16 protein-coding genes, 3 tRNA genes and 2 pseudogenes are annotated in these 12,719 nt (G+C 38.1%); 11 read left to right on the top strand and 10 right to left on the bottom strand.

Going from position 1 to position 12,719, the window contains the following annotated elements:
- The first annotated feature begins 22 nt into the window (after nt 1–22).
- From KKF19_02945 to KKF19_02910, 8 genes and pseudogenes are all read left to right on the top strand, one after another.
- A complete protein-coding gene (locus tag KKF19_02945; protein MBU2579882.1) occupies nt 23–961 on the top strand; it encodes a tyrosine-type recombinase/integrase in 939 nt (312 codons plus the stop codon).
- Between the two features lie 190 nt (nt 962–1,151).
- Nucleotides 1,152–1,811: a DUF4352 domain-containing protein gene (locus KKF19_02940; protein ID MBU2579881.1), complete on the top strand. Its 660-nt coding sequence runs from the start codon at nt 1,152–1,154 to the stop codon at nt 1,809–1,811.
- Between the two features lie 18 nt (nt 1,812–1,829).
- Nucleotides 1,830–2,093: a hypothetical protein gene (locus KKF19_02935; protein ID MBU2579880.1), complete on the top strand. Its 264-nt coding sequence runs from the start codon at nt 1,830–1,832 to the stop codon at nt 2,091–2,093.
- 11 nt (nt 2,094–2,104) lie between these two features.
- Nucleotides 2,105–2,881 carry a hypothetical protein gene (locus tag KKF19_02930; GenBank protein ID MBU2579879.1) on the top strand — a complete coding sequence of 259 codons (777 nt, stop codon included), beginning with the start codon at nt 2,105–2,107 and terminating at the stop codon, nt 2,879–2,881.
- Between the two features lie 105 nt (nt 2,882–2,986).
- Complete coding sequence (locus KKF19_02925) at nt 2,987–3,217, top strand: MerR family transcriptional regulator (GenBank protein ID MBU2579878.1); 231 nt, start codon at nt 2,987–2,989, stop codon at nt 3,215–3,217.
- 5 nt (nt 3,218–3,222) lie between these two features.
- Nucleotides 3,223–3,708 carry an aspartate ammonia-lyase gene (locus KKF19_02920; protein MBU2579877.1) on the top strand — a complete coding sequence of 162 codons (486 nt, stop codon included), beginning with the start codon at nt 3,223–3,225 and terminating at the stop codon, nt 3,706–3,708.
- Nucleotides 3,709–3,808: 100 nt separating this feature from the next.
- A pseudogene (locus KKF19_02915) lies at nt 3,809–4,237 on the top strand (recombinase family protein).
- Between the two features lie 324 nt (nt 4,238–4,561).
- Nucleotides 4,562–4,831, top strand: a pseudogene (locus KKF19_02910) (recombinase family protein).
- 492 nt (nt 4,832–5,323) lie between these two features.
- On the opposite strand, the gene KKF19_02905 reads toward KKF19_02910, so the two are convergent.
- The 9 genes from KKF19_02905 to rpsB all read right to left on the bottom strand — a co-directional run bounded on the left by KKF19_02905 (nt 5,324) and on the right by rpsB (nt 9,664).
- A tRNA-Trp gene (locus KKF19_02905) sits at nt 5,324–5,399 on the bottom strand.
- Complete coding sequence (rpmG, locus tag KKF19_02900) at nt 5,400–5,558, bottom strand: 50S ribosomal protein L33 (GenBank protein MBU2579876.1); 159 nt, start codon at nt 5,556–5,558, stop codon at nt 5,400–5,402.
- Nucleotides 5,559–5,905: 347 nt separating this feature from the next.
- Nucleotides 5,906–6,493 (bottom strand): hypothetical protein, encoded by a 588-nt coding sequence (locus tag KKF19_02895; GenBank protein ID MBU2579875.1) that lies wholly within the window; start codon nt 6,491–6,493, stop codon nt 5,906–5,908.
- Between the two features lie 9 nt (nt 6,494–6,502).
- A complete protein-coding gene (locus tag KKF19_02890; protein MBU2579874.1) occupies nt 6,503–7,630 on the bottom strand; it encodes a tyrosine--tRNA ligase in 1,128 nt (375 codons plus the stop codon).
- Nucleotides 7,631–7,639: 9 nt separating this feature from the next.
- Nucleotides 7,640–7,712, bottom strand: a tRNA-Tyr gene (locus KKF19_02885).
- Between the two features lie 8 nt (nt 7,713–7,720).
- Nucleotides 7,721–7,792 (bottom strand) — tRNA-Thr (locus KKF19_02880).
- Nucleotides 7,772–8,464: a hypothetical protein gene (locus KKF19_02875; GenBank protein ID MBU2579873.1), complete on the bottom strand. Its 693-nt coding sequence runs from the start codon at nt 8,462–8,464 to the stop codon at nt 7,772–7,774. Before KKF19_02875 ends, KKF19_02880 begins: the two co-directional genes overlap by 21 nt.
- 8 nt (nt 8,465–8,472) lie before the next feature.
- Nucleotides 8,473–8,922 (bottom strand): translation elongation factor Ts, encoded by a 450-nt coding sequence (tsf, locus tag KKF19_02870; protein MBU2579872.1) that lies wholly within the window; start codon nt 8,920–8,922, stop codon nt 8,473–8,475.
- Nucleotides 8,923–8,926: 4 nt separating this feature from the next.
- Nucleotides 8,927–9,664 (bottom strand): 30S ribosomal protein S2, encoded by a 738-nt coding sequence (rpsB, locus tag KKF19_02865; protein MBU2579871.1) that lies wholly within the window; start codon nt 9,662–9,664, stop codon nt 8,927–8,929.
- 137 nt (nt 9,665–9,801) lie between these two features.
- On the opposite strand from rpsB, the gene rpmE reads away from it, so the two are divergent.
- From rpmE to trpS, 3 genes are read left to right on the top strand one after another with little or no spacing between them, the layout of a single operon-like run.
- Nucleotides 9,802–10,032 (top strand): 50S ribosomal protein L31, encoded by a 231-nt coding sequence (gene rpmE / locus KKF19_02860; GenBank protein ID MBU2579870.1) that lies wholly within the window; start codon nt 9,802–9,804, stop codon nt 10,030–10,032.
- Nucleotides 10,033–10,035: 3 nt separating this feature from the next.
- Nucleotides 10,036–10,758 carry a PCRF domain-containing protein gene (locus tag KKF19_02855; GenBank protein MBU2579869.1) on the top strand — a complete coding sequence of 241 codons (723 nt, stop codon included), beginning with the start codon at nt 10,036–10,038 and terminating at the stop codon, nt 10,756–10,758.
- Nucleotides 10,755–11,738, top strand: coding sequence for a tryptophan--tRNA ligase (gene trpS, locus KKF19_02850; GenBank protein MBU2579868.1), 984 nt, complete (start codon nt 10,755–10,757; stop codon nt 11,736–11,738). Before KKF19_02855 ends, trpS begins: the two co-directional genes overlap by 4 nt.
- A gap of 104 nt (nt 11,739–11,842) precedes the next feature.
- Here the strand turns inward: trpS and KKF19_02845 are convergent, their stop codons facing one another.
- A complete protein-coding gene (locus KKF19_02845; GenBank protein MBU2579867.1) occupies nt 11,843–12,607 on the bottom strand; it encodes an HAD hydrolase family protein in 765 nt (254 codons plus the stop codon).
- Nucleotides 12,608–12,719: the final 112 nt, after the last annotated feature.

The following is a 12,719-nucleotide window of genomic DNA, read 5'->3' as shown; positions in this document are numbered from 1 at the left end:
GCGCGATACGCGCTCCTAAATTATGGAAACAATAAAATTAACACAATCCATTAAAAATTTTTTGGAATATCTAAAAATTAGAGGCAAAAGTCATCACACGCTAATTAGTTATAGCCGTGGCTTAGATCTTTTTAAAAAGCAACTTGGCAATATTCCAATTGACCAAATTACTAAAAGAAATTTAATTAATTATCAATTGTGGTTGAGCAAATTAAAAGGCAAATCAAGCCAAAATTTGAGTTTAGCCACCCAATCGCATTATTTAATAATAATCCGCAGTTTTATTGCCCATCTTCAAAAACAAGATTATAAAATAGCTATTACGCCTCAAATCATTGAATTGCCTAAAATTAGTGACAGAGAAGTAACTTTTTTAGATAGGTCCGAATTGAGGAAATTACTAAAAGCTCCACTTAGATACCAAGCCAAGCCAATAATCAATTTGCGAGATAAAGCAATTTTAGAACTTTTATTTTCAACTGGGCTCCGGCTTTTCGAACTAACTAATTTAAATAAGGAACAAATTAATTTTAAACAAAAAGAGCTCGCAATCATAGGCAAGGGAGGCAAGATTAGACTGGTTTTTCTGTCCGGAAATGCCATTGATGGTCTTGAAAATTACCTTAAGGCAAGAAAAGATAATTGTCCTGCCCTATTTGTCCGTCATGATAGGGATATAATAGCCCGGCTATCACCTCGGGGCGTTCAATTACTGATAACCAAATATAGCAAATTAGCCAAGATTGTCAAAAAAGTCACGCCTCATACAATGAGGAGGTCTTTCGCCGTGGATTTGCTCAACAACGGCTGTAATCTTTACTTTGTCCAAAAATTACTTGGACATAGCTCAATTTCCACAACCGAAAGATACTTAAGTGTCTCAAACAATTTTCTAAAAGAAGCCTATCACAAATTCCACGACAAGCGGTTGACTAAAAAGAATAAAAAAGATAATCTATAATCAGACAATTTAATTTGCCTAAGTCTCGTCTCATAGGGATATGGCATAAAACCCCAATCACGATATTAAGCTCCTCATTGAGTACTCGTGATTGGGTCAATGGTCGAAAGGCTATTGGATGGTCCGAAAGGACTATCACTCGTGGGGGGCTTTGTGTTTTTGGACATAATTAAAATATAAATAAAAAAATATGAACGAAGAAAAAAAGAAAAGCGAAAATTTATCAAAACAAGAAGAAATAGAAATGGAAGAAAAAATGCGAGTAGAGGCGAGGGTTAAAGCAGAAAAAGAGATTAAGAAAAAAGAGCAAGAAAAGCAAGGTTATGGCTGTTTGGCTGTTTTAGGGCTTATCGTCTTTGTCATTGTTATTATTATTTTTATTGATGGAGATGGAAGCAAAAAGAAAGAAACAACTCAATCTCTTGCTCCTGAAAAATCTCAGATTATTACAGTATATCTTAAAAAAGAAGCATGGTTAAAAAACTGTAAAATAATCGCATACGGCATATCTAAACATCAAGAATCTGACTCTTGGCGTCAGCCATCACTAGGTAATAAATATATTGCAATTGATATAGAACTTACCAATATCACAGATAATCCTAAATATTACAGTACATATGATTTTGAGCTTTATGATAACCAAGGACATATTTATGAGAGATCTATTTACGAAAAAGAACCAAAATTTGAAAGTATTGAATTAGCGCCAACAAGAAAAATGAGAGGATATATCACCTATGAAGTGCCCAACAATATAAATCTGGATACTTTAGAGTTGGTCTATCTTGATGATTCATGGCTTTCTTCTGATTTTGAAACGGTAGTTATTAAACTTGAAGAAAGATAAAAAAGAACTAAAATAATTATGTTTTTAAGTTATATATTTGAATCTTTCTTTATAGGCATAATCATCTTTGGCGTTATTTGGGGCATGATATGCTTTTTTATAGCTCAAAGAAAAGAAAGGAGCGCTGGTGTTGCTTTCTTTATGGGCTTAATATTTGGATTTTTTGCTTTTCTCTATTATATATTTTGTAAAAGCGGAGGGAAGGTTTGCCCAAAATGCCAAAAAAGAATTTCATTAAAAGCTGAAATTTGTCCTTATTGTAGAACAAAATTTAATGTTTGATTTAGTTATTCATGAAAACATATCAAAAAATCTTAATTGGTATCATTGTCGGACTTATAGTCTTCCCTACTGTCACGCTGGGCGGCTCTTTCGTGGTTAGCTTGATTCAGGGCAAGACCCCAGCTGAGGCGGTCCAAATTATAGCCGAGCAGATGGATATTTTGATTGGACGAGTGGAAGTTGTAGAAACTAAACAAACCGAACAAGAGCAGACTGTCTCAGAATTACAAAATATTATTAATCAGCAAGCAAATCTTATTTTGAAGGAACAATCATGTAATGAAGCGAGAAATTATCTATTAGATAGGGGTTATTCGGGTTATCAAAGCATACTTGATGAAATATCCCACCAACTTAATGAAGTCGCTCGCTGGCAGAAAAATTTAGACCAGGCTACCTCTGAAATTCAAAGAATCGAAAATGACGATATAACCGTGATTGACCCTACTCATTATTGGGATCCAGATTTTGAACAATTTGAAGCTACCAAAACTGAATTAGAAATTTTACGCAGTCAGCGAGGGAGTAATATGCCAATTCCATTCTCTAATATTTCATCTAGCGAGTTTGAAAATATCCCAAGTGGCTGCTATACAAATCTAACAGCTGAATGTAAAGGGGAACTTTATAGGCATTTAGAACTTGAAAAACTCTATGTTTCAAGGAAAAGCCAAATAGAAGATCAACAATCCAGATTAGAGGAGGCTTCGGAAAAAGTCAGTGAGGCTATTTCTATCAAAGAGCAATATTTATTATTAGAACAAAAATGCGATTCGTTGTCTCAATAGCCTTATTATTCGCACCGTACTAAAACCTTGACCTTTTTATTTTTTCAACTAAAATAGTAATTAGTAATTCCTAATTCTAATGTGCACCATGGTGCACGCCAATCTATGAACAAAAAACTTATTAAAATTGGACAATTAGCCAAAGAAGTCGGGTCTACCGTCTCGGAAATTAAATTTTATACTCAAAAGGGGCTGTTGAAGCCATCCGGACATACGCCGGGAAAACATCGGCTTTATGACCATGAAAAATCCTTGAAAGTTATCGAGAAAATAAAAGAACTTCAAAAAGAAGCTCAAAAATTTCAACTCAAAAATATTAAAAAATTACTTAAATAAAAACTATGATTAAAAAACGCCCAAATATTGTTGGAATAGCGGGAGAATATTTTGTGGCTGCGGAATTATCTCAAAGGGGTTTGATCGCCACAATTACTTTGAAAAATACGCCTAAAGTTGATTTATTGGTTACTAACCCCGACAATGGTAAATCAATTTCAATCCAAACCAAAACCATGTCGGTTGAGAACAATCAAGGATGGAACTTAGCAAAAAGCACCGAAGAAGATGCAGGACTAATTAATCATTATGTTGTTTTAGTAGACCTTTTGGGGCCAAACAAACTACCAGAATATTATATATTCCCTCAAAAAACATTTTGTAAATATCTTTATCAAAAACATCGCAAATGGCTAAGAACCCCGGGCCGTGGCGGTCGTCCTCGCAAAGACAATTCCGTTCGTTGTTTTGACCCGCAAAGAAATAATAAAGATGATTTAGAATTTGGCAAACCTTACAAAAATAATTGGAAAATCTTAAATATTTGGTAAATAAAAATTAAGAACTCCGTTACCGCTGAGTATAAACAAACAAAGAACAATCCCCTACTTTTTGCCTTAAGTATGACTTTATGACTATTAACATACAAACATGAACCAATATTTTCTTTATGTTCGCAAGTCTTCAGAAGAGGAAGATCGTCAAATACTCTCAATTGATTCTCAAATTAGGGAATTAACTCAGTTAGCGCAAAAGGAAGGATTAAACATTGTAGAGATATTCAAAGAATCCAGGTCAGCCAAAGATATTGGCAGACCTGTTTTTAATGAAATGATGGAAAAAATAGAAACTGGAAATTGCGGGATCATCGCTTGGAAATTAGACCGACTAGCTAGAAATGAACTTGATGGAGGCAGAATTATTTATTGGCTAGGCAAGGGCACTATTTCAAAAATTGTCACTGCTGAAAAAACTTACGAAGGCGTTAATGATAAATTTCTAATGCAAATTGAATTCGGCATGGCTACAAAATATGTTGATGATTTAAGTTTTAACACTAAAAGAGGTTTTAGGCATAAGCTAACTACTAAAAAGGAATGGCCAGGTTTAGCGCCGATAGGATATATTAATATGGACGGAAAAGGCGTTATCGCGGGCAAAAGTTATGACAAACACAAACAACGGCTTTTAGAAAAGGAAAACAAAGTATTAAAACGGATAGAAATTGATCCTATCCAAGGTTCGATAATTAAGAAAATTTTTGAGGAATATGCCACCGGAAACTTCAATTTGGAAACAATGGCAGAAAAATCTTACCAGCTTGACTTAAGGGGTAAATTAAAAAATAAAAAAGTTAGTAAAAGTGTTTTAGCCCGATTACTTCGAAATCCATTTTACTACGGAATGATGGTTATGAAAAACGAACAATACGAAGGAAATCATGAACCGCTTATCAGTAAAGTAATCTTTGATCGAATCCAAGAAGTCCTCCGCCAGAATAGCCGCCCCATTTCTCAACGCTGGCAATTCGCCTTCAGAGGAATCATCAAATGTAGTTATTGCGGATGCTCAATTACAGCCGAAGAGAAAAAAGGACATGTTTATTACCACTGCACCCAAAAAAGAGGAAAATGTGCTCAACCCTATTTAAGAGAAGAAGAAATTGAAAAACAATTAAGGTTGAAAATAAAGGAAATCACTATTGGCGACATGGTTAAAGAACTTTTAATGACGGCTGTCAAAAAAAGCCACAATAACGAAAAAGAATTATATTTAAATAGTATTAAGTATTGGCAAAATATATTTAACAAATGCGAGGACAGACTAGATAGATTGCTTAATCTTTATACTGACGGCTTAATTGAAAAAGAAGAGTACGGCAAGAAAAAAAGAGAAATTTTAGACGCCAAAATGGAAGCCAAAGAAAAATTGGAAGCCCATGATAAAACCAATCAAGCGTGGCATGATTATGCGGAAAACCTAATTATCCAAACCAACCATGCTTATAAAGTGTTTGAGGAGGGCAGTATTGAAGACAAAAAAGCCCTTCTAAGGGCTGTTGGCAAAAACTTTATACTAAGAGATGGGTTACTGAATTTTGACCTTAAAGAACCCTTTAATTTCGTGGCAGAACTTAATAAAACTAAAGGTTCTAACCTGACCCATTGGCAGGCGCGGCAGGACTCGAACCTGCAGGACCGGTTTTGGAGACCAGCCGTTTAACCAATTAACGGACGCGCCCTTATTTCTTCAACTCTTTATGAATCGTATGCTTCCTACACCAATTACAAAACTTTTTCAGTTCTAATTTCTTTTGAACTGACTTTTTATTTTTGCGCGAGTAATAGTTAATTCTCTTACACTCGTCACATTGAAATTTGATTAAGTGATCTTGTGGCATATTTTTTATTTTATTTACTACTCAGAAGGCCTAACTTCCTCCTTGAGCCGATGCTCGGATTTGAACCGAGGACCATCTCCTTCTCGTACGCCCCTATTTTTTATAAGCACATATTAGAGGGATAGACTGTATCTTAAGCATACTTTGACACTGTGTCAAAGCTTAGCTTCCCTTGTCAGTCGTTCGGGCGTATCAATTTTGATTGACGCCACGGTCTTAACCCTGTACTGGGCTTTTAACCGTAATTCGGGATTCATTCCAGCGTTTCCGCTAAAATGGGCAAAATTTGAGATTTACCATGGAGGTGCTCTACCAACTGAGCTACATCGGCTTATTAAATTATTAAACTACAATACTTGTTCTAACATTTTTATAATCTCTTTCTTAAGTTTTTTATTGTGGCAATAAACTATTAAGACACCCGTTTGATTTTTATTTCTGTATGTGCCATCCCCTCTTGGTGGATGATTGATTATTTGTGTAAAATCATCTTTTCTTATTCCTAATTCTTTCATCCAAAATTTAATCGCCTTTTGCTGGTCAGCATCATTAAATATTTGGAGTTCATACTTTAGTTTTTCTTTCTTAACGCCGCATATTTGAATTAAAAACTCTATAAATTTCTTAATCAATCGTGAATCGGTATTTCCTAATCTAACAGATGAATAATCGCTTTTGTCCCCCTCGCCCCAATACAATCCTAACCCCATGCTCTTTAATTCTTTTTCTCTCAAACTTAATTTTTGTTTAATTTTAAAAGGATCTCCGTTTGGATTTTTCTTTACATAAGTGGCTTCGCTTCTTGTTCTTCTTAAAATACCATACTTGCTCATCCAATAAACTACCTTTTTGTATCCCCAATCCATTTTCTCCGATATTTCTTGCATAGACAATCCGTCCGCGTATAATTTTTTTAATTTCTGCTCGTTTATCATATTATTAAATTACCCCTTCAAAACTGTTTCTAATTCCTCCAGCATTTCTTTTGGCTTGCCTTTGCTGAAGCGGTCTCTGATTGGCTTGAGCAAATCAGATAAATATTCCGCGACAAATTTTTTGAGGTCTTGGGGGTGAAGTTCGCCTTTTTGGAAAAGTTCTTTTAATTCTTCAATATCTTTAATTTCCAAATTCCCTCCATGCGCTTCCTCTCGCCTTATGGTTATACTCTTTTCTCGCGTAAAAATCAAATATTCCGCCCAATCAATAATCGGATTGAAGTCAGTTTCCTTTTCTGGGCAAAAGGCCTTCATGACTTTTCGTTTTATCTCATCCTCGGAATCGTGAATAAAAACGGCGCTATCGGGCTTTGATTTGCTCATTTTCATTGATGACCAAAGTTCATGCTTGTCAATTTCCGAAGGAATGGGCCAAATCGCTGGCTTTTGCAGTCCTAAAATTAAATGATGATGGACAGCCGCCGGCTTAACGATTTCTTCCCCCGCCTTAAGCGGCATAATTGTCAGTTTTTTCGCGACATCGCGCGCGATTACTTGCGCCTTTCTTTGGTCCGACCCGGCGTGCGGAAAATGAATCTGCATCGCGAAAATATCAGCCACCTGCATTGCTGGATAAATCAATTTAGCGAAATCAACCGCCTGTCCTTCTTTCCGCCCTAAAATGTCAATACTCCTTTGCATTCTGCTCAAACTCGTGTGTTTGCTCACTTCAATCATCGTCTTCCAATAATCATCATTGCCGTGATACAATTCCGAGCCAAGAATAAAATTCAAATCTTCAGGATTGCCGCCAAGACATTCATAAGCGGCGCTCATTCCTTCCTTAAAATATCCAACCGCGACTCTTCCGATCGCCTCTCTGTCCCCGCCAAGTTTGTCGTTAATCCAAGTATGCCAGTCAGCCAAAAAAATATGGCACTTTACGCCCGCGTCATGGAAATCTTTAACTTTCTGCATGCACATTAAACCCGTCCCAAGGTGGATTTTTCCGGAAATTTCAAATCCGATGTAGTGATTAAGAGAAACATTCTTAGACAGAAGTTCCGCCAAATCATCCGGCGTCATAACCTCTTCCGTAAAGCGGGAAATAAGTTTTGTTTTTTCTTCTGTATTCATTTTATCCTGTCCAGCGGGTAGGGGTCGAACCTACTTAAACTGGTTTTACAGACCAGCGCATAAACCGTTCTGCCACCGCTGGGAACCCAGAGCCCATGGACGGATTCGAACCGCCGACCGACTGTTTACAAAACAGTTGCTCTACCCCTGAGCTACATGGGCCGATTCTTCCTCCGCCTCTTTCATCTCCCTTAAAATTTCTTTTACTTTTTTGTCCTTGGAGCCCAACTTGACCGCCATCTCCAACGACGCTTTCGCATCGGCGTGATTGTGCTGTTTCCAATAGAACAATCCCAAAAACTTATACGCGGTAATATTTTTAGGATTTTCAATAATCAGGTCAATCCATTTTTGCTCTTCCTTAATCGGTTTTTTTAAATCATCAAGAGCCATTTCGTCCATTTTCTTCTCAAACTGCGAATCGTCTTCTTTTTTATCGTTTATTCTAATAGAAACCTCATCGTTTGTCTTGTCGGACGAAACCGTTTGCTTTTCTCTCCGCTTCATCTCTCTTTGCCTGATCCACTCTTTGGACTTCTGGGCCATAATTTGCGACTGCGTCCTCAATCCCTTAATCCATTTGTTAAGCAAATTTTCTATTTTCAAAAACACGATTTTGATTCGCCTTAAAAGTTTTTCTAAAAAAATCATCAAATTAAATCCATGCTGTTTATAATCTATCCCCCGAAATCGTTCAATTACTCCCTTCTTTCTGGACAAAATCATAATCTCCTCCTCTGAAAGATTCGCCAAAACAGGGATTTTACGGTAAAGAATAACCCCTAAACCAATTAAACTAAAAGTAATGAGAAAATAAAGAATAATTGTGAGCATAACGAAAATTATATCTCCAACCTTGAAAATTCCCCTATTCTAATATTTTCTCCCAATTTAGCAATCGCGCCATTTATCAAGTCCTCAATTTTTTGCTTTTCGTCCTTAATAAAGGGTTGCTGTAAAAGTTCCTCCTTGTCTTTTGGGGCAATCGCCGCGATATGCATCGCAATATCGTGCGCCAGCGCTTTAAAGTCCTCGTTTCTAGCGACAAAATCTGTTTCGCAGTTTAACTCCAAAACAACGCCGATTTTGCCATTGTTGTGAATATACGCTTCAACTAAACCTTGTTTCGCTTCCCGACCCGCCTTCTTTAACGCTTTTGCTTTGCCTTTTTCTTTCAAAATCTCCAGCGCTTTTTTCATGTCGCCGCCCGCCTCTTCTAAGGCGTTCTTGCACTCCATAACAGAAACATTGGTTTCTTCGCGCAATTGTTTAATTTGTTCCATTGAAATCATAGTTTTATTTTAAGACCTTCTCGATCGCGCCTAAAATTAATTTCAAAGACGAAATCGCGTCATCGTTCGCGGGAATTGGATAATCCACCAGCGTTGGATCGGCGTCTGTGTCACACAATCCAACCGTCAAAATCCCCTTCGCCCTCGCTTCTTTTAACGCTAATTGCTCTTTGTGGGTGTCAATAATCAAAAGCGCGTCTGGCATTTTGGTTAAATTTTTGATGCCGCCAAACTGCAGGTCAAGCCGTTGTAATTGAACTCCGAAATCATGCTGTTCTTTCTTGGTGTATTTTTTCAACTCCCCTGTTTTCTGGTCATTTTCTAAATCACGGTAATGCTTGAGTCGTTTTGAAATAACCTTAAAGTTAGTCAGCGTTCCCCCGATCCATCTTTCCGTCACGAAAGGCATCGCGCATTCCTCGGCCGTCTTTTTAACAATATCTTTCGCGGCGATTTTTGTTCCGACGAAAATAATCGTTCCATTTTGCTTTTTGATTTGGCGCAAAAATTCCAATGCCTTCTCAAACTTCGCCGCCGTCTTTTCTAAATCAATAATGTGAACATTGCTGCGAGTAGTAAAAACATACGGCTTCATTTTTGGATTCCACTTGGACGCCCGATGACCGAAATGGACTCCCGCGCCAAGCATATCTTCCAAACTCGGAAGAGCGCTTTTGACCGTCTTGTCGGTCACCTTAACAACTTTTTTCTCAACAATCTTTTTTACAATCTTTTTTTTCATAAATTTAACAACCCCCTTTTGAAGTTTTTTTATAAGAGGCCTGCGGAAAGTATATCATAATTTAAAATTAAGGCAAGCACTTGCTCCCGTCCTCAGCTCTTGCTCAATCCATCTTTATCTGATATATTACCCGTAATATGAAAAAAGATATACATCCTAAATATTATCCCAAAGCAAAAGTCAAATGCGTTTGCGGCGCTAAGTTTGAATTTGGCTCAACTGTTCCTGAAATGGAAGTGGAAATCTGTTCCGCTTGTCATCCTTTCTATACAGGCAAAGAACGAGTCATTGAAACAGGCCAAATAGAAAAATTCAAACAAAGAATGGCCCAAAAGGATAAGAAAGCAGGACTCAAACTCAAAAAATAAAAAATGAGCAAAGGCATCATCATTGAAATCAGAGCTGGCGCCGGCGGAGAGGAAGCGGCGTTTTTCGCGTCCGATCTTTTTCGGATGTATTCCCGTTTCGCGGAAAAACAAGGTTGGAAAACCAATTTAATTGAAAGACACATTAAAGAAGCAGGCGGCTGCCGCGAAATCATTTTTGGAATAAAGGGCGATGATGTGTATGATAAACTTAAGCAAGAAGCTGGCGTTCATCGCGTCCAGCGAATTCCGACCACGGAAAAATCGGGAAGAATTCACACCTCAACTGCTTCGGTCGCTATTATGCCCGAAGTCGCCGAAACAGAATTAAAAATTGACCCGCGCGATTTAAGGATTGATGTTCTGCGTTCCTCGGGACCAGGCGGACAGCATGTCAATAAAACCGAATCCGCCGTCAGAATTATCCACAAGCCGACAGGTATTATGGTTAACTGCCAAGAAGGAAGGTCTCAACAACACAACAAAGAAATAGCAATGAATGTTTTGCGGGCTCGCCTTTTGGCGAAAAAGCAATCAGAAGAAATGGCAAAGGAAAGCGCCGAACGACGCGAGCAAATCGGTTCCGCGATGCGAGCCGAAAAAATCCGCACCTACAACTTCCCCCAAAACCGCGTCACCGACCATCGCATTAATAAATCCTGGCATAATTTGGAAAAAATCATAGAAGGCGACCTGAAACCAATTATCAAGGCCTTTCAAAAAAAATGAAAAAAACCATCTTCAGCGGCGTTCAGCCAACTGGCATCGCCCATATCGGCAACTACCTGGGCGCCATCAAAAACTGGGTTGAACTCCAAAACGAATATAATTCTATTTTTTGCGTCGTTGATTTGCACGCTATAACCGTTCCCCAAGACCCTCAAAAATTAAGAAAAGCCGTTTTAGAAATGGCAGCGATCTATTTAGCGGCTGGAATTGACCATAAAAAAAGTGTTGTTTTCGTCCAGTCCCATCTTTCCGAACACTCCGAATTGGCATGGCTTTTAAACACAATCACGAAAATCCCCGAATTAGAATGGATGACGCAATTCAAGGACAAATCCGAACAGCATAAAAACAAAGTTAATGTCGGACTTTTTGATTACCCTGTCCTCATGGCAGCCGACATTTTGCTTTACCAAACCGACGCCGTTCCTGTTGGCGAAGACCAAAAACAGCACATTGAACTGGCGCGATCGTTGGCGCGACGCTTTAACCATCTCTACGGAAAATCGTTCACCGTCCCCCAGCCGCTCATCAACAAAGAAACCGCCAGAATTATGGGACTTGATAATCCATTAAAGAAGATGTCAAAAAGCGCCGCCAATTCAAACAATTATATCTCCCTAACTGACTCCCCCGCCGTTATTGAGCAAAAAATAAAGAAAGCGGTCACGGATTCTGGAACTACCATAGAATATGATTTAAAAAGGCCAGCCATCGCCAACCTTATGACTATTTACAAACATTTTTCCGATTTATCTTTTGACGATATTGAGAAAAAATACAAAAACAAAGGATACGCCCAATTCAAAGAGGGCTTGGCTGAAACAATCATTCTGGGACTAAAATCATTCCAAGAAAAGAAAGCCGCCTTAGAAAAAAATCCTAAAAAATTAGAAAAAATCCTCCAAGAAGGCGCCAAACAAGCAAAAGTAAAAGCCCAAAAAACCCTCAAAGAAGCAAAACAAAAAATGGGCCTAATTTAGGGGACAGTCCCCGTTTTTCTAAAAGGTTAGACCTTTTCTGGTTGAAATATTAAAAAAGTCCCAAGGGGGCAGTCCCCCGTCCTCGGGGGCTGCCCCCGTCTTAGTTACTCAAAATACTCCAGCAGAAACTCCGCCAGCAACTCTCCGCCCAATTTTTCTCCTTTAATAAAATACTCGCCCTCAACTCTTTCCGGAAGAACCGAAACGCCTTTGCCTATCTTTAACATCTCCGCGTCGTTGTAATTATTCCCCGTCGTCATAATCTGCTTCGGTCCGACTCCAAGTTGCTCTGCCAAACTGGCAATCGCCACGCCCTTTGACATTTCTTTGCTTCCAATATCGTATCCCTCATTTGTCCAAAGGCAATACAAATCATCTCCGCCCATCTTCTTAACTAAAGCAGGTATTTCCTCTATCTTATCGCAATGAACCGTCAGAATAAAAAGTTTTGGTTCAAACCCTCTAATTCTCGTATCCCCCGCCATTATCTCCTTTATCTTCTCCTTAATATCCCGCAATTTGCCAAAGTATTCATCGGGATAAACTGGATGAACAATCTTATTCTCTAAAAATGTAATATTTCCATTCTCCGCTTGTAAAATAACCCGATTATCAAAAATCTCATTCGTTAAACTTTTCAAATAAAGAATATTCCTCCCCGAAGAAAAACCAATTTTCAAATACTTCTTCAATTTTTTTAAATTCTCAATAAACTCCCGCGACAATTGTTTTGATTTCATTAACAACTCCGTCCCGTCCTGATTCTCCCTCAACTCCGTCCCCACTGGAACAACAACCCCGTCAATATCAAAAACAACAACCTTCAACTCCCCCAACTCCTCCTTAGTAATTTCATTAATATTTTTCATATTTTTATTGTATCACAAAAACCAAATTTCCCAAATAAAAAACCTCCGCTTTGCGAAGGTGGTCGGGAGGAGCAGGGTGTCATTTATATGTAACAAAAAAAACCAAATTGAA

The sequence above is a fragment of the Patescibacteria group bacterium genome, from assembly GCA_018830295.1.
Classification (GTDB): domain Bacteria; phylum Patescibacteriota; class Minisyncoccia; order Portnoybacterales; family UBA2143; genus JAHJSM01.
The sequence above is the reverse complement of the archived record's forward strand: the minus strand, read 5'-3'. Positions and strand labels throughout refer to the sequence as shown.